This window comes from Lentimicrobiaceae bacterium (genome assembly GCA_028697555.1).
In the GTDB taxonomy this organism is placed as follows: domain Bacteria; phylum Bacteroidota; class Bacteroidia; order Bacteroidales; family UBA4417; genus UBA4417.
The window spans coordinates 1-17,612 of the sequence record JAQVEX010000036.1; the positions used below are offsets into that span (position 1 = coordinate 1).

At 36.2% G+C, this 17,612-nt stretch carries 16 protein-coding genes; 6 read left to right on the forward strand and 10 right to left on the reverse strand.

Annotated features, from left to right (window positions below; translation table 11 throughout):
- The first annotated feature begins 380 nt into the window (after window positions 1–380).
- Both PHP31_06790 and PHP31_06795 read left to right on the forward strand, forming a co-directional pair.
- Window positions 381–1,244, forward strand: a complete 864-nt coding sequence (locus tag PHP31_06790) for a site-specific DNA-methyltransferase (protein ID MDD3738984.1) — start codon at window positions 381–383, stop codon at window positions 1,242–1,244.
- Window positions 1,237–1,821, forward strand: coding sequence for an HNH endonuclease (locus tag PHP31_06795; protein MDD3738985.1), 585 nt, complete (start codon window positions 1,237–1,239; stop codon window positions 1,819–1,821). Before PHP31_06790 ends, PHP31_06795 begins: the two co-directional genes overlap by 8 nt.
- Before the next feature lie 77 nt (window positions 1,822–1,898).
- On the opposite strand, the gene PHP31_06800 is transcribed toward PHP31_06795, so the two are convergent.
- Complete coding sequence (locus PHP31_06800; protein MDD3738986.1) at window positions 1,899–2,423, reverse strand: TlpA disulfide reductase family protein; 525 nt, start codon at window positions 2,421–2,423, stop codon at window positions 1,899–1,901.
- Window positions 2,424–2,434: 11 nt separating this feature from the next.
- Entirely contained in the window at window positions 2,435–3,424 is a 990-nt protein-coding gene (locus tag PHP31_06805; protein MDD3738987.1) for a mannose-6-phosphate isomerase, read from the reverse strand.
- A 115-nt stretch (window positions 3,425–3,539) separates the two neighbouring features.
- Between PHP31_06805 and PHP31_06810 the strand changes: the two genes are divergently transcribed.
- On the forward strand, window positions 3,540–5,339 hold the full coding sequence (locus PHP31_06810) for a M20/M25/M40 family metallo-hydrolase (GenBank protein ID MDD3738988.1): 1,800 nt from the start codon (window positions 3,540–3,542) through the stop codon (window positions 5,337–5,339).
- A 29-nt stretch (window positions 5,340–5,368) separates the two neighbouring features.
- A complete protein-coding gene (locus PHP31_06815; GenBank protein ID MDD3738989.1) occupies window positions 5,369–5,740 on the forward strand; it encodes a GtrA family protein in 372 nt (123 codons plus the stop codon).
- Window positions 5,741–5,881: 141 nt separating this feature from the next.
- Here PHP31_06815 and mqnC read toward each other — a convergent pair whose 3' ends face one another.
- The 3 genes from mqnC to PHP31_06830 form a co-directional block, all read right to left on the reverse strand.
- Window positions 5,882–6,970 (reverse strand): dehypoxanthine futalosine cyclase, encoded by a 1,089-nt coding sequence (mqnC, locus tag PHP31_06820; protein MDD3738990.1) that lies wholly within the window; start codon window positions 6,968–6,970, stop codon window positions 5,882–5,884.
- A 102-nt stretch (window positions 6,971–7,072) separates the two neighbouring features.
- The gene (locus PHP31_06825) at window positions 7,073–7,372 is read right to left on the reverse strand and encodes a metalloregulator ArsR/SmtB family transcription factor (GenBank protein MDD3738991.1); all 300 of its coding nucleotides are present in this window, start codon (window positions 7,370–7,372) and stop codon (window positions 7,073–7,075) included.
- A 53-nt stretch (window positions 7,373–7,425) separates the two neighbouring features.
- Window positions 7,426–8,559: a DegT/DnrJ/EryC1/StrS family aminotransferase gene (locus PHP31_06830; protein ID MDD3738992.1), complete on the reverse strand. Its 1,134-nt coding sequence runs from the start codon at window positions 8,557–8,559 to the stop codon at window positions 7,426–7,428.
- 159 nt (window positions 8,560–8,718) lie between these two features.
- Here PHP31_06830 and purN point away from each other — a divergent pair, with 159 nt between their 5' ends.
- The gene (gene purN, locus PHP31_06835) at window positions 8,719–9,300 is read left to right on the forward strand and encodes a phosphoribosylglycinamide formyltransferase (GenBank protein MDD3738993.1); all 582 of its coding nucleotides are present in this window, start codon (window positions 8,719–8,721) and stop codon (window positions 9,298–9,300) included.
- A gap of 334 nt (window positions 9,301–9,634) precedes the next feature.
- Here purN and PHP31_06840 read toward each other — a convergent pair whose 3' ends face one another.
- Window positions 9,635–9,970, reverse strand: a complete 336-nt coding sequence (locus PHP31_06840; GenBank protein ID MDD3738994.1) for a hypothetical protein — start codon at window positions 9,968–9,970, stop codon at window positions 9,635–9,637.
- Between the two features lie 147 nt (window positions 9,971–10,117).
- A complete protein-coding gene (locus PHP31_06845) occupies window positions 10,118–11,962 on the reverse strand; it encodes an ABC transporter ATP-binding protein (protein ID MDD3738995.1) in 1,845 nt (614 codons plus the stop codon).
- A 152-nt stretch (window positions 11,963–12,114) separates the two neighbouring features.
- Here PHP31_06845 and rbfA point away from each other — a divergent pair, with 152 nt between their 5' ends.
- Window positions 12,115–12,453, forward strand: coding sequence for a 30S ribosome-binding factor RbfA (gene rbfA / locus PHP31_06850; GenBank protein ID MDD3738996.1), 339 nt, complete (start codon window positions 12,115–12,117; stop codon window positions 12,451–12,453).
- A gap of 89 nt (window positions 12,454–12,542) precedes the next feature.
- Here rbfA and PHP31_06855 read toward each other — a convergent pair whose 3' ends face one another.
- From PHP31_06855 to PHP31_06865, 3 genes are all read right to left on the reverse strand, one after another.
- Window positions 12,543–13,784 (reverse strand): T9SS type A sorting domain-containing protein, encoded by a 1,242-nt coding sequence (locus PHP31_06855; GenBank protein MDD3738997.1) that lies wholly within the window; start codon window positions 13,782–13,784, stop codon window positions 12,543–12,545.
- 169 nt (window positions 13,785–13,953) lie between these two features.
- Window positions 13,954–16,452, reverse strand: a complete 2,499-nt coding sequence (locus PHP31_06860) for a bifunctional UDP-N-acetylmuramoyl-tripeptide:D-alanyl-D-alanine ligase/alanine racemase (GenBank protein MDD3738998.1) — start codon at window positions 16,450–16,452, stop codon at window positions 13,954–13,956.
- A gap of 11 nt (window positions 16,453–16,463) precedes the next feature.
- Window positions 16,464–17,534, reverse strand: a complete 1,071-nt coding sequence (locus PHP31_06865) for a 4-hydroxythreonine-4-phosphate dehydrogenase PdxA (GenBank protein MDD3738999.1) — start codon at window positions 17,532–17,534, stop codon at window positions 16,464–16,466.
- Between the last annotated feature and the right edge of the window lie 78 nt (window positions 17,535–17,612).

Consider the following 17,612-nt stretch of genomic DNA (forward strand, 5'->3'; position numbering starts at 1 on the left):
AACTAAAATGACCAGGAAATTATTAAGGATTTGGTTTCATTTCTTTTTGCTAATGGACAAAAACAAGTTGCGGTAGAATTTTGCAATACGATGGCTGCGGTGCATCAATATTATTTTTTAAGAGAAGTATATGAAGCTAACACCTAATATAATATTGAAGATAGAAAAAAACGGGAATACTGACAGACGTTAGCTTAATGGTGGGTGATGTGGTTAATTGAACATTTTGCCTTGCTTCAGCTATTCGTTTATTTTGATGGAAATACGCCCGCATTCCCTTGCAGTTCACATTACCAACAGATAGTCATTTATAAAAGGAAAATCTATCTTAAATAATTGATGATAAATGAGTATCTTTGTAGAATAAATTGACAAGTACGATGGCAGAAAAGAGAAAAAAGCAAAAGGAATACGAAGTACGAGACGACAAATATGATGTTTTTCAAGAGACCGATGTACCTTGGCGTAAAGAGTATTTTAGACATAAGAGAACAATCCTTTTTCAGGGTGATGTGCTAAATCCTAAAACTTTCGAAGGGGAGTTCATCGACTTAATTGTAACATCACCACCTTATAACGTTGATATACAATACAACTCGAATGAGGATAACCTAACCTATGAACAATATTTAGAGTTTTCCGAGAAATGGATGGCAAACTGTTATAATTGGAGTAAACAACAAGCTAGATTTTTACTTAATATTCCACTTGACAAAAATAAAGGAGGACAAAAGAGTGTCGGAGCTGATTTAACGAGGGTAGCTCAGGAAACAGGATGGAAATATCATTCAACAATTGTTTGGAATGAGGGAAATATATCGCGTAGAACAGCTTGGGGTTCGTGGCTTTCTGCATCTGCACCATATGTAATTGCACCTGTTGAATTAATCGTTGTGCTTTATAAAGGTAGTTGGAAAAAAACAGGAGGAACAAGAGAAAGTGATATTAGTAAGGAAGATTTTATGCAATGGACTAATGGGCTTTGGACTTTTAATGGGGAAAGTAAAAAAAGAATTGGACATCCGGCTCCGTTTCCGATAGAACTTCCACATAGAGGAATTAAACTTTTTAGTTATGTTCGTGATGTTGTGTTTGACCCATTTGTCGGTAGCGGAACGACTCTGATAGCTGCGGAAAATAACAATAGAATTGGGGTAGGTCTCGATATTGATAGTGGTTATTGCGAACTTGCAAAACAAAGAATAATTAAAGAAACAGGAACAATCGATTTTCCAAATGACTAAAAAGATAACACAAAAAGAACTCATAATGGAGTTTTTTACAAAAAATCCCAAGCGAGACATTAAACATCCTGAAATAGTGGATTGGGCTACTGAAGAATGGCAGAAAAGAACAGGTAATGTTTTTAGAGATCCGGATAGGCTAATTAGACAACTTTCACAGGAAGGTTTTTTGCAAAAAATATCAAAAGGCGTATATCGTTATGACCCAGATTTTGTCTTAAATAGAGAGTTGGAAGATTTTACTGCTGCACAAAAAGAAGAAATATTGAAAAGAGACAACTATCGTTGTGTTATGTGTGGTAGAGGTATAAAGGATGGTGTCGAATTACATGTTGACCATATAAAGCCGAAAGACTTAGGTGGTAAAGCTACTATAGAAAACGGGCAGACACTTTGTGCACAGCACAATTTTAGAAAGAAAAATTACAAGCAAACAGAAACTGGTAAAAAGATGTTTATTCGTCTTTATGAACTTGCAAAAGAAATTGGAGACACAGAAACACAAGATTTTTGTGCACAAATATTAGAAGTGTTTGAAAAAAACAATATCAATGGTCATATCGAATGGAAAAGATAAAAATTAACACACTATGAACACAAAAAAAAGAGGATAACCTCAATCACCCTCTTTTTTCTTACAATAAAAATTAAATATTATTCTCCTTGCTGTTCAATCAAGTCGCGGACAACCTGAATAAGTTCTAATTCGGCTCCTTCGCTAAAACTTGTATGTTGCCATACAACTTCGCCTTTTCCGTTAACCACAAAGGTATGAGGAACTGCGTTAACATTCATAGCGCGTTTAAAATCGGAGTTTACGTCAAGCAAAATATCGTATTCCCAGCCCTTACCGTTGCATAAGGTCTTTACCTGAGCCGACGAACGCGAGTCGTCAACCGAAACGGCATACAACTTAACGCCGGTTTCGTCTTGCCAATCTTCATAAACTTCGGCAATAGCCGTTAATTCCTTTATACATGGCTTGCACCAAGTAGCCCAAAAGCTGATAATGTACGGGTTGCCATCGTTGTTCAACTCTTTGGTGTTAATTTTATTTCCCTGCATGTCGGTAACAGTAATGGAAGGCACCGAAAACAAAGGTTTTAGCTCCTTATTTTGAGCTGTAATTATTCCTGAAAATAAAACTGAAACAATTAGTATTAAAAGTGTTTTTCTCATAGTGTTTATATTTATTTGTTTGGATAAAAAATTTCTAAAAACGACGCTTCTCCTTTGCTTTCTATTTCGACTTCGGTAATGTTTGCGGGTATCAGCACAAGTTCGCCGAAATTAACGGTTTCCTTGTAGTTGTTGTTATCGCAAATGCTGATATTACCTTCGGTACACAACAAAATAACAAATGAGTCTATATCGGTGTAATCTTTTACAATTCTTGTGCCAAGATTATTATACACAACTGCAAAATGCTTGTCGTTAACTATCAGTTCGTGAGAGTTTTTGATATTATAGGTACTTTTTACAAAAGAATTATTTTCGTCAAAATCAATGACTTCCAAAGCTTGTTTGGTGTGCAGTTCGCGTAAATTTCCGTTTATATCTTTTCTGTTATAATCGTAAATCCTGTAGGTTGCATCGCTTGCTTGTTGTATTTCAAAAAGAAGTATATCAGGACCAATAGCGTGAACAACACCTGCCGGAATAAAAACAACATCACCTTTTTTTACGGTTTTATACTCCAAAATATCGGTAATATTGCCACTGTTCAGGTGTTTGTTGTAAATATCCGGATTTACTTTTTTATTGAAACCTGCAATCAGCTGCGAATTTTCTTTTGCATCGGCTATGTACCACATTTCGGTTTTGCCATTGTACATATCGTTTCGTTCGGCGTAGTCGTCGTTGGGGTGAACCTGAACCGACAACCATTCGTTTGCATCAATGGCTTTAATAAGTAGGGGAAAAGTGTTTTCAAACTCGTTGTAAACGCTATCGCCAACCAATTCGTCCATGTATATTTCTATGATATCTCCGAGAGAATTGCCTTTTAAAAAGCCGTTTTTTATGATAGTATCGTTTTCGTCGAAACTACTTAAAAGCCATGCTTCTCCGCAGTTTGACGCAGGTGCCGAGCCGTACTTCAAAACGGAATTTATTTTGCCGCCACCCCAAATTTTTTCTTTAAAAATGGGCTTAAATTTCAGAGGATATAAGTTATTCATAGTGTTTTTTCGCAGGCTCAAAATTAATAAGTTATTTAAAATAAAGGTCAAAAAACCAACAAATTACTATCTTTGCTGACTTCATACTTTTAAAATGCAAAAATAATAAGGAAATATGAATATAAACAAGTTACGCTTTTTATTATACTTTTTCATATTTATTGCTTTTAGTCGCAATGATGCTGTGTCGCAAGGACTTACCGGTTCTATTTTGGTTGAAGATTTAAAGCAAGAAATATACTTTTTAGCTTCCGATTCTTTGAAAGGACGATTACCTGGTACTCCCGAAAGTCTGATTGCAGCACAATACATAGCCGACTGCTTTGAAAATGCAGGCGTACCCTTGTATAACGGTGACGGCATGCAAAAATTTAAAATCGTTACAGATGTTAAAGTTGACGACAAAACGTATTTAAAAGTAGGTAAAACCAAACTTGTTGTTGGAGAAGACTTTACGCCAATGTCGTTTTCGGCAAACAAGAAACTCAGTAAAAAAGTTGCCTTTGTCGGTTACGGCTTTGATATCAATACCGATAATTTTAAATGGAACGACTACGCCAATGTTGATGTTAAAGACAAATGGGTAATAGTTTTGAGAGGTTTTCCCGAAAAAGAAGAATACGCTAAACATTTTGAAGATTTTGCTACCGATAGAAGTAAAGCAGTAATTGCACGAGACAAAGGTGCTGCAGGCGTTTTGTTTGTTACTCCCAAAAGCATAAACGAGGCTGATGAGTTGCTACATCTTAGCTACGATAAATCGCCGTCAGATGCAGGAATACCCGTTGCTAATATAAAAAGAAGTGCAGCCGATTTGATTCTTAAATCGTCAAACACTACGATTGAACAACTTGAGCAAAGCATTCTGTCGAAAAACGCACCTGCATCGTTTAGTACCAAACAAAAAGCGAAAGCTTTTATCGGAGTAGTAAAGCAAGAGTCGGATGTGCAAAATGTTATTGCTGTAATTGAAGGCGGAAATCCCGATTTTAAGCACGAATATATTGTTGTGGGTGCTCACTACGACCATTTGGGTTTTGGTGGAGTTGGCAGCGGTTCCAGAACCCCCGATTTGCACAAAGTCCATAACGGAGCCGACGACAATGCGTCGGGTGTTGCCGGATTGATAGAGTTGGCTCATAATATTTCCAACAAAAAATCTCGTCCAGACAGAAGTATTTTATTTATTGCCTTCGATGCCGAAGAAATGGGTTTGCTTGGTTCTAAAGAGTTTATCAATAATCCGACTGTGCCTTTGAGCAATATCAAGGCAATGATTAATATGGATATGATTGGAAGGTTAGATTCTGAGAAAAATGCTATTTCGGTTGGTGGAACCAAAACATCGTTGGAGGCAGAAAGCATTTTGGATAAGCTAAAACAAAATGTTTCGTTTAAGGTAAATTATTCGCCCGACGGCTACGGTCCTTCCGACCACGCATCGTTTTACGCGGCAAATATTCCGGTTTTTTATTTCACCACAGGCGCTCATGAATTGTACCACACTCCCGACGATGATGCCGAGTACATCAACTACGAGGGCGAAGTTGAAATTTTAAACATGGTACGCGATTTAATCGAAGTGCTTGCCAATAAGGATACGCAGCTTACTTATCAGCAATACGGAACTCCGCAAAAAGCTAATCATCGTTATAAGCTTAAAGTTACCCTAGGCATTGTTCCCGATATGGTTTCGGCAGATAACAACGGACTTAGAGTTGACGGTGTTAGGAAAGGCGGAGCGGCTGACAATGCAGGAATTGTTAAAGGCGACGTTATTGTTGCTATGAACAGTATGCCTATCACCAATATATACGACTATACGGCAAGATTGAAACAGCTTAAAGTAGGCGACAGAGTTAATGTTGAATACATTAGAAACAACAGGAAGGAAATAGCGATTATTCAATTTTAATATTGTGTGTTATGGTTATTGATAAGTTTTTGATTTTAAAGTTTTTGAAGTTTGGAGTTGTCGGAGGCAGCGGAGTTATAGTCGATTTTGGAGTTACTTATCTTTGTAAGGAAAAACTTCGCATTCAAAAATATGTTTCAAATGCCATAGGCTTCACAGTTGCCGCTACCACAAATTATATTTTAAATCGTATATGGACTTTCCAGAGCAATAATCCGCAAATTGGTAAAGAATATTTGTCATTTATAATAATTTCTTTGATAGGATTGGCGATAAACACTTTTATTCTTTGGGTTTTACACAAAAAATTCGGATGGAATTTTTACTTTTCTAAGTTGTTTGCAATTGGTGTTGTAACGATTTGGAACTTTTTCGCCAATTTACTTATAACCTTTGCGTAGATTGATTTTATTGTTGTGTGATAAAAATCTTTAGCTTTTGGCTATTAGCTCTTGGCTCTTGGCTAAGTTGAAATAAGCTAATGGCTAACGGCTAATGGCTAATAGCCCCGAAACTTCAGTGTTTTACCGTACATTAACGCATTAATCCAATATTTCAAATCGCTGATTTCTTTGCTTTGGTACAAAGCCGGCTTCTCTTATCGCCGATTTAATGCCTTGCACGTCGAATTTATGATTTGAACCGGCAGAGCTGACAACATTTTCTTCCATCATAATTGAACCGAAATCGTTGGCTCCGGCGTGCAGGCAGACTTGTCCTACGTCTTTTCCTACAGTCAGCCACGATGCTTGTATATTGTCGATATTCGGCAAAAGCAGACGAGACATGGCAATAAGTCGTATGTACTCTTCGGAACTTACGCTTTTTGGTAGATTATATTTTTTTTGAAGTACAGTGTCTTTGCCTTGAAAAGTCCATGGAATAAATGAAATGAAACCTTTGCTGTCTTTAGGTTTTTTGTCTTGCAAATCGCGTATTTTGAGTATATGCTCAATGCGTTCGGCTCTTGTTTCGATATGTCCGAACATCATTGTAGCCGAAGTAATAAGGTTAAGTTTGTGAGCTTCGTGCATAACGTCCAACCATTCGGCAGTATTGGCTTTAATAGGCGAGAGTATTTTTCTAACTCTATCCGAAAGAATTTCGGCTCCGGCTCCAGGCAAGCTGTCTAATCCGGCTTTTATAAGTCGTACAAGCGTTTCTTTATAAGTTAGATTGGAGATTTTTGAAATATGAACAATTTCGGGCGGACCCAAAGCATGAAGTTTTAAGTTGGGGAATTTTGTTTTCAGAGATTTAAAAAGTGTTTCGTAAAATTCAATTCCCAATTTTGGATGCATACCGCCTTGAAGTAACAACTGATTTCCGCCGGCATCAATAAGTTCATTTATTTTTTCGTCGTATTCGCTATCCGTTGTTATGTAAGCATCTTTATGATTTACACTTCTGTAGAAATTGCAAAATTTACATCCCGAAATGCAAACATTAGAGTAATTGACGTTTCTATCAATCAACCAAGTTACAATGTTTTGTTTATGAATTTTATATCTCACAAAATTGGCGGCAGCCATAAGTTCGGAAGTAGAAACATCGTCGTACAATAACATAGCTTCATCGGTTGTCAGAAAAACACCGTCTATGGCTTTATTAAGAATTTTATCCGTTTTCATTCTTGAGAAATTTGCAAAACAGGTAGAATTAAAAACACGACAACGCTACACATTGTGGGGATATGTAAGCGTTGTTAAAGAATTGTACGACAATTGTAAGGCTTAATCGCCACACTTGTTGATGCATTCAATAATATCAAACAATAAATCGTCTTTAACTTTATAAATTATTTCTCTGCCTTTTCTTTCCGTTTCAAGCAAACCCCTTGATCTTAAAAGACCAAGATGATGAGAAGCAACCGCTTGTTGAAGGTTTAGTTTGGTATATATTTGCGTTACGTTAAGCTGTTTGTGCTCAATTATTAGCTCAACAATAGCAATTCGTACAGGGTGTGCAAGCGATTTGATTTTATCAGCCGCAACTTGTAATTTTTCTATATCTAATTTATTTTTTCCTTTCATAATTAATATTTCTATATTAGAAATACAAAGATAGCATAAAACTATAAACTACGCTAAAAGTTTTCAATAAAATTAAGAATAGTATCAACAATGTACTGTTGCTGCTCTTCCGAGAGTTCGGTGTGCATTGGTAAAGAAAAAACATTTTCGACTAATTTTTCCGAAACTGATAAATCCATTTCCTTATACTTATCATGAACATACGCTTTTTGCTTGTGAATGGGAACAGGATAGTAAATCATGGCAGGAATTTGCTTTTCTTTCAGATGTTCAACAAGAGCATTTCTGTCAAATCCGTTGGCTTGCAATGTGTATTGATGATATACGTGTTCCGTATAAGGCATTACAACAGGCGTTATAAGTTTTTGGCAGTCGGCAAACGCCTTGTTGTAAAAGTTTGCAGCTTCGCTGCGTAGTTTATTATATTGGTCTAAGTATTTCAGTTTTACATTTAAAACGGCAGCCTGAATGCTGTCCAAACGACTATTGACACCAACGTGGTCGTGGTAATACCTGACCGTCATTCCGTGATTTACAACCGATCTCATTCTAGCAGCCAAAGCATCGTCGTTGGTGAAAATAGCACCGCCGTCGCCGTAGCAACCCAAGTTTTTAGATGGGAAAAACGAAGTACAGCCTATTGTACCTATTGTGCCGGCTTTTTTGCTTTTGTATTTTCCCGAAAGGTAGCTGCAACCCAATGCCTGAGCGGTATCTTCAATTATGTACAAATTGTGTTGTTCGGCTATTTCCATGATTTGTTCCATATCGGCGCACTGACCGAACAAATGCACAGGAACAATAGCTTTGGTTTTGCTTGTGATGGCTTTTTTAATGGCATTTATCGACACATTAAAACTATCGGGCTCAACATCAACCAAAACAGGTGTTAAGCCAAGCAGAGCTATGACTTCTGCGGTAGCTATAAAGGTAAACGTCGGAACTATTACTTCGTCGCCCGGTTTTAAATCCAAAGCCATCATTGCTACTTGCAAAGCGTCAGTTCCGTTGCCGCATGGTATAACGTGCTTGACGTTCAGATACGTTTCAAGGTTTTTCTGAAACTCCTTTACCGACGGACCGTTTATAAATTGCGTAGAGTCAATTACAGCAGATATAGCCGTATCAATTTCGTCTTTTATTTTAAGATATTGACCACGTAAGTCAACCATTTTTATTTCTTCCATGCCATTAATTTAAAACTTTGCAAAGTTAATAAAAATGTGATTGTTACAACCGTTTAATCAACTTTGCGATTAATAAAACCCAAAAGAAAAACGGAATTTTTGTTTGCGTATAATTGCTATAATATTACCTTTGTTACGATAAACGTGTAAGTTAGTATTATGATAAGTCAGCCGAAACGAATAGCAGTTTTTGCTTCGGGAAACGGAAGCAATATGCAGCAAATAGCCGAACATTTTAACGAAACAAAAACCGCACAGGTCAGTTTGGTATGTTGCAACAAGCCCTATGCTTTTGTTTTGCAAAGAGCTGAAAACCTTGGTATTCCTTCGTTTGTTTTTACCAAAAAAGAATTATCCGACGGCACGACTGTACTTAGCAAACTAAAACAGCACAAAATAGATTTTATAGTATTGGCGGGCTTTTTATTGTTATTTCCGTCTGATATTATTGCCGCTTATCCTAACAGAATTGTAAACATTCATCCGGCTTTGTTGCCTAAGTATGGCGGCAAAGGCATGTACGGCAGCAATGTACACGAAGCCGTTATAAACGCAAAAGAAACCGAAAGCGGTATAAGTATTCATTACGTTAATGAGCATTACGACGATGGTGGTATAATTTTTCAGGCAAAATGTTCCGTTGAACCAAGCGATACTGCTGAAACTTTAGCTGAAAAGATACATAAGTTGGAGTATGAATTTTTTCCTAAGGTTGTTGAACGGGAAGTGCGAAAGTTATAGCTGTTGGCTGTTAGCCGTTAGCTATTGGCAATTAGCAATTAGTAATGAACAATTATCCCCGAAACTTCGGGGCTCATTATTCATTGTTAATTGCTCATTGCACGCTGCCCACCATTTCAAATTTTAGAAACCTTATTTTTACGGTATAAAATTATTTGTACTGTCGGGTTTGGGTGAAAACTTTCTAAAATAATAAGTTTCATTTATTTGTCTAATTTCTGTTTTAACGCCTTGTTTCATTCTGCATACTTCCGTCATTATAAAAGTAGTGTCATTTGCAATAGTACCTTCCTCTCTGTAAACAAGATAGCCTAATTCTGTTCCTGCCCATCTTTCATAAATTATTTTTTTTATCTTCTATCAAGTATAAACCCCAAAAACCTTTTTTATCCTTTACATCATTATTAAAATAAAAACTCTGTCTAGCATATTCATCCAATTCAGATATATTGCCAGAACCTCCAACTTGAAAAACTATCCCATTTTTGTATAAAAAAATAATACCGTGAAATTTTGTTCCATTATCCCATTCTTGATAATAATATCCATTAATTTTTATCTGATTTCCGACATATTCGGTTTTATTAAGGGTAAATTCTTCCCAAGTAATCATCTCTTGACAAGACGGAATAATTATTATAATTACAAATATTAATATTAACGTTTTCATTGCTAAAATTTCATATTATGTTATTTTGGCTATTAGCTTTTAGCCGTTAGCTCTTGGCTCTTAGCTACTAATCGTTCATTGCTCATTGCTCATTGTTAATTGATACCCCGCACCCCGCACCAATCACTGACCACCCACCACCATTCACTAATCACCCACCACACTATCTTTATTTATTTGCAAATCATACAGTTTTTTATAAACTCCGTTTTGTGCCAAAAGTCGGTGATGACTGCCTCTTTCTACAATTTCGCCTTTCTGGAATACAACAATTTCGTCGGCGTTGATGATGGTAGATAGTCGGTGAGCAATAACAAGTGAAGTACGGTCTTTCATAACCTTTTCAATAGCTTGCTGCACAAGCATTTCACTTTCGGTATCTAAAGCCGAAGTGGCTTCATCTAAAATAAGTATTGCAGGATTTCGCAATATTGCTCTGGCAATGCTAATTCTTTGTCTTTGTCCGCCCGAAAGTCTCGTACCTCTATCGGAAATATTGGTGTTGTAGCCATCTTCCATTTCCATAATAAAATCGTGTGCATTGGCTATTTTGGCGGCTTTAATAACATCTTCATTTTTAACGTCCATTAATCCGAAGGCAATGTTATTGAAAACCGTATCGTTAAAAAGTATCGGCTCTTGAGTAACAATTCCCAAATGGCTGCGTAGGTTGTTAAGACTCATATCTCTGATATCAACTCCGTCTATAAGTATTTGTCCTTTAAGCGGGTCGAAAAATCGGGGAAGTAAATCTACAAAAGTCGTTTTTCCGGCTCCACTCTGACCGACCAAAGCAACTGTCTTACCCTTAGGTATCACCAAATTGATGTTTCTTAGCACTAAGGCTTCTTCGTAGGCAAAGCTAACATCTCTGTATTCAATTTCTTTGTTAAAAGTGGGTAATTCGGTTACCTTTTCTTTTTCGGTAATAGCACTTTCGGAATCTAAAATATTGATAATTCTTTCGCCGGAAGCCAAACCCCTTTGTATGTTTGAATAAGTATTTGAGATGCTTTTTATAGGCGGAATAAGTTGAGAGTAAATTATAACGTAGGTAACAAATTCCGACGGAGTAAGCACTGAATTGTGGCTAAGCACCATGCTACCGCCAATTATCATTATTACTACAATTGTCAGAACACCCAAAAATTCGGAAATAGGACTTGCCAATTCGCGTCTGTTCATGTACGCTCTGATAATTTTTCGGTACATGTCGTTTACCTTGTTGAAACTCTTTCGGGCAAATTCTTGTGCACTAAAACCGCGTATTATTCTGGCTCCGGTAATAGTTTCTTCGGATATGCTAAGCAATTGTCCCAATAGTTTTTGACTGGCTTTAGCCGATTTTCTGAGGCGTTTTCCTATAAGAGAAATAATAAAAGCCGCTACAGGGAAAAACACTAAGGTTATAAGCGTTAGCTTAGGCGAAATCATTATCAGAACGCTTAAATAGACTAAGATATGAAAAGGATCTTTGAAAATAACCTGAATTGTGCTGACTAAATTGTTTTCTATTTCATGAGAATCGGCGGATATTACCGACAAAATATCTCCTTTTCGGTATTTGCTGAAAAAGCCAATGTGCAAGGTAACCAACTTATCGTATATTGCTTTACGCATATTGTAAACCAACCAAGTACGCATACGTGCCAATGTGCGTTGCGACATGTATAAAAACAAATTCGACAGTAGTACGCTAGTTAGAATTACAGCACAAACAAAAACCAAAGCATGAGTTTTGCTATATATTGTAGATATCTGATTTACGTAGTAACCTATGTAAGCAACAACAAAATCTACGTCGAAAGCGAAGGCAGGTTTTTCGGTTATGGCAACGGTGTTTCCAACTTGAAAAAGTGTATCTAAAAGCGGAATTAGCAAGGTGAAATTCAGCACTCCAAAAATGGTTGCAGGAACTACGTAGATAATGTATTCGGGTACGAAATGCCTGTATGGCTTAGCAAATGATAAAAGTCGAAATAGAATTTTCATTTTGTAACAATTCGAAATTCGGCACTAAAATATAAAAAATGCTTGAATAACAACACGCAAATCTCGCAAAAATCTGCACTTTTAATTTTAGTACCGATAAAACGTTAATTTTGTAATTATTAGTATCTTTGTACAAAAGAAAATAAATAATTATGGATTCGAAACGACAATTAAGAGTATCGCGATTATTACAAAAGGAATTGGGAGACATTTTTCAGGAAATGGGTCGTTCCGTTTTTACCGGCAATATGATTAGCGTAACCAGAGTTACGGTTACACCCGATTTGGAGATAGCCAGAGTTTATTTGAGCTTGTACGGCAAGACCGATAAAAAAGTTTTGATTGAAGAAATTAAGCAACGCGACAAGGCAATTCGTTTGGAATTGGGAAACAGAATTAAACGTGTTTTAAGAGTAGTTCCCGAACTTATTTTTATTTTAGACGATTCTTTGGATTATATTGAAAATATTGAGAAATTGCTAAAACAGTAAGTTTTAATCTTGAAAATAAACTCTTTTTACTCGTTGCGAAATTCCCGTTAGCACTTAGTAAGATATTGTATCCATAAGTTCCGAAAGTTTTATCGCATTACTAAAAACTTGCTTCTGTAAACTTTATTTCCCGCCGATACGGTAATTATATAAGTTCCTTCATTTAAATTTGAAATATCAATCCGAGCGTTGTTTACAGTGTTTACATTCATTTCTCTACCGCTTATATCGGTGATTGTTATGCTACTTATTTCATTATTTGGAAATTGTTCGGTACTGATATTTATAATATTTGTTGTAGGATTAGGATAAACAGAAAATTCTGAGCAAGTATTTATTTCAACTTGAACCGGTTCAAAAATCTTATTTGTACTTTTATGTAGTCTGTTATACACGTACAGGTAGCCGTCAGGTGAAATATACAAGTTCCCAAGTCCTGAATTTTGAGTTATATTATTAGTAATAGGTTCCCAATTTTCTCCCCCATCTATCGATTTTGCAATACTGGATCCATCTAAGTCATCTGTTATATATATAACATCGTTAATATCAATGGCTAATGAATAGCCCCAACGAAATGGCAAGCTATAACTTTCCCAAACAGAAGCAATTTCATTAAAATAATATAAACTATCGGAACAGATTACATACGGAGTTTCATCGGAGTTGAAAGCCATATCTATAACGTGACGATCACTTCTAAACTCCCCTATAATATTCCATGTATCACCTTTATCAACAGATTTGAAAACGACCGCTCTTTTTGGTTCCTCGTTCACGTATGAATATAAAAATAATTCCCCGTTTTTATTTTCCAACATCTTTCTAAAACTCAAGGTGCTACCAGGCTTTGGCTCGACAAAATGATATACACACGAATTTGACCAACTTACTCCAAAATCTGATGTTTTATATACAAGGTCATTGCTGTAAACGTAGATGTAGGAGTCGTTAGCATATACTCTACTATTATAAAAATAACCTTCATAAGGAACCTGAATTTTATTAAATTCATCACCTTCATCTAAAGAATAATGTACTGCATATGATAAATTATTGCTATCGTTTACAAGAACGAATATTCTATCATGCTTGTCTATAAATAGGTCAAATAAATTATATATTTCCAAATCTATTTTTGTCCAATTTAATCCGTCATCAACAGATTTGTACAAACCGGATGAAGTTCCTATAAAAGTAATTCCTGTTTTGGTTACACCAATTGAATGTACATTTTCGTCATTGGGAGTTTGCAACGGAGACCAAAAATCTTGCGAAAAGACGCTTAAAGAGACAACAATTGTGATTAACAACAAAAACATTTTTTTCATAATACATAATTTTTAGGTAGAACAGTTAAAACATTACAAATATACAATTTTTGTGAATAAGTGCGTAAAATTCAATTTTTTATAAAAGTAGTCCCCGAGTTGGTTTTTATTCTTGACGATTCTTTAGATTATATCGAAAATATTGAGAAACTGCTAAAACAGTAGTTTTTTAATCCTGAAAATAAACTCTTTTTACTCGTTGCGAAATTCCCGTTAGCACTTCGTAAGATATTGTGCCCATAAGTTCCGCTAATTTATTTATCGTTTCGGCAGAGTTGAAAATAACCACTTCGTCGCCTTCGTTGGCATCAATGTTGGTGATGTCAACCATCATCATATCCATGCAGATGTTTCCGACAATTTTTGCCGTTTTGCCTTTAATATAAACGTGTCCCACCATGTTTTCCAAGCTGCGTGGTATTCCGTCGGCGTAGCCAATAGGCAATGTGGCTATTGTCATATCGTGGTCAGCAATAAAGTTTCGGCTGTAGCCGATAGACTGATTTTTGCTTATCTTTTTAATTTGAGTTATAACGGTTTTGAGCGAACTGACGTTTTGCAGTTGGCTTGAAACATTTACGACGGGATTTATTCCGTACAAACCTATTCCCAATCGCACCATATCAAAATTGGCTTCAGGAAAGCGAATAATAGCCGATGAATTGGAAATATGTCGCAGAATAGGATAATTCAGTTGCTGCAAAAATTTATCGGATACGTCTTTGAAGATACTTATTTGCTGTTTGGTAAAATCGTCGAATTTAGCATCGTCGCTGCCGACAAGGTGAGAAAAAATCGATTTTACTACAATGTTTTTGTTGCCTTTAATTCTGTTTATCAGTTCGTCAGTTTGGTCGGGAGTAAAACCCAAACGGCTCATTCCGGTATCTATTTTAACATGAATGCTAATGCTTTTATTTTCGCCGGCATAAGAGTTCATTGCTTGAAGCAACAAATTTAAAGCCCTGAAACTAAATATTTCGGGTTCCAAGTTAAACCTGATAATAGCTTCGTACCCAGACGGTTCGGGATTCATAACCATAATAGGCAAGGTTATACCTGCTTTTCGCAACTCGACTCCTTCGTCGGCGTAAGCCACAGCCAAATAGTCAACATTGTGAAACTGTAAGGCGTTGGCAATTTCGTAGCTGCCGCTTCCGTATGAAAAAGCTTTGACCATTGCCATAGTCTTAACGCCTGGTTTAGTCAGCGACCTGAAGTAGTTCAAGTTGTGAATAACGGAATTGATATCAATTTCCAAAACCGTTTCGTGGTCTTTTAGTTGCAAAAGATTTGAAATATCTTCAAAATGGTAGTCGCGAGCACCTTTTATAAGTATTGTTTCGTCGTTGAAATTGCTCATGTTATGATTGCTCAAAAAGTCGGAAACATTATTATAAAATTGCTTTTGCATAGAAAACACTTCCGAATTTTCGGAAATATAGCTGCCAATGCCTATAATTTTACTCACATTGCTCGAAACAAGCATGTTGTTGATGTTGGTGTACATAAGATGCTTGTCGTCGGCGGTTTGCAACAAATCCGACAAAATAACAGTCTTACTACTGTTTTGATGCTGTTGGTTTAAGAAATCGAGAGCAATTTTCAGAGAATTTATATCATTGCTGTAACTATCGTTGATGATTGTACAATTGTTAATTCCTTTTTTAAGCTCTAAACGCATAGCGATAGGCTGCAGATTTTTGAGACGATTTTTAATAATGTTTAAAGGATAATTAAACACCAACATTGTGCTAATGCAGTGAAATGCGTTTTCAACCGAAGCGTAGTCAGCAAAGGGAATGGAAATTTCGGTATCAGTGTTTTTGTAGCAAATTGTTAAGTTGGAGTTTTGCTTGTTGTATTTGATATTTTTGACGTACAAATCGGCGTTGCTGTCTTTGGTGCTCCAAGTAAAAAGCTGTAGCGATTTATTGACTTCTTTAAGTTTTTTTACTTGCTCATCAATTTGCTTGTAATCGGTGCAGTATATCAGATTGTTGGCATTTACAAACAGTTTTATTTTTTCTTCAACTTTTTGTTCAACCGAAGTAAAATTTGCCTGATGAGCCGCACCAATATTCGTAAATATGCCAATTGTAGGTTTTATGATTTCTTGCAGATATTGCATTTCGTCAACCAAAGAAATGCCGGCTTCAAAAATTCCGAAATTATTGTCGCTATTGATTTGCCAAACCGAAAGCGGCACGCCAATTTGCGAGTTATAGCTTTTGGGATTTCTGCAAATATTGTAATCGTTATGCAAAAGCTGATACAGCCATTCTTTAACGATGGTTTTGCCGTTGCTTCCGGTTATTCCTACAACAGGAAAATTAAATTTATTTCTATGATTTTGAGCTAATTGTTGCAAAGCTCTGACAGAGTTTTTTATCAGCAAAAAGTTTGCATCGGAATAATTTGCAAACTCAGGATTGTCGGCTTCTACAACAAAACTTCTTACACCTTTTTTGTAAACGTCGTCAATGTACTTGCTGCCGTCGTTTCGGTTGGTTTTTATAGCAAAAAACAAGGATTTGTTTCCAATAACCACGCTTCTGCTATCGATGGCAATCTCGCTAATAATGCTTTCGGGATTAGCGATGTGAAGTGTTTTTGCATTTATAATTTTTGCAATATCACTTATTTTATAGTTGTTAGAGCACGACATGCGCTATTTTTTTATTGTTCAATATCTTGTGAAGCGTACTTTAACGGGTTTTCGTTTATTTCTTCCCACATTTGTCGGTTGCGAGAAATATCGTTAGCCAAATACATTGCCGTTCGTAGCGATTGAGCGATGTTGTCGTTATTGCTGTTAAAATCCATTTCGGCATTGCTGTCGGGCATGGTAACAACAAACGGAAGTCCAGCCAAATATATTGCTCCCCTTTCCTGCGAAAAAATGCTGAAAGGAATATAACTTTGGTCGTAGTACATGGAAATTATTCCGTCAAATTCGTCGTACGACGCATCGGAAAAGAGCTTGTCGGCATTGTACGGACCGAAAACTAAATCGCCTTTGTTTTTAAATTTATTTATTACCGGAATAATAATTTCGTTTTCTTCCTTGCAGTTGCTATCCTTACAGTAGCTTGGATTTAAACTTAAAACTGCTATTTTCGGCTTTTGAATATCAAAATCTATTTTCAAAGAATTGATAAACATATCTATTTTACTTTCCAACAGTTCAGCCGTAAGTTTTCCAATAGCTTGATTAACAGGCAATTTTCCGGTCGCACTTGTCATTCTGAAATCCTGATACACCCACGTAACCATGTAATCGTTATTATCAAGATACGATGTCAGAAGCCGTTCGTGGCAAGTGTATTTGTCGTCGAGAGCCAACTGCATACTTGCACGGTTTAGTGGAGTTGCAACAAGTGCGTCAATCTCGCTGTTTTTAAGACTTTCGGTAGCTTTTTGCAAAGAAAGTAAAGCAGCATCACCCGCAGCCTTGCTAGGCTCGCCAACTGTAATGTTTATTTCTTCGTTGGTTATGTTAAATAAATTTGCTCTGTTGTTAGCTATTCCGCTAATATCTCTAATAATATTAAAATTGAAATTGAAATTTCTGATTAATTTTTTGAAATACGAAACCGACTTGGAAGTGCCGTAAAAAACAGGAGTGAAAATGTCGGTAATATTGCCGGCGGAGCAAATATCAATAATCATTTTGTAGTTTGTGCTATTGACATCGCCGTGAGTAATTCCGATAATAAATTTGTCTTTTCCTGCTTTATTTTTTGTCATATTTTACCAATTTTAGGCAAAGATATAAAATTATTTTGAAAAAAATGTGCTATGTGTAATTGATAATTATTTGTTGTG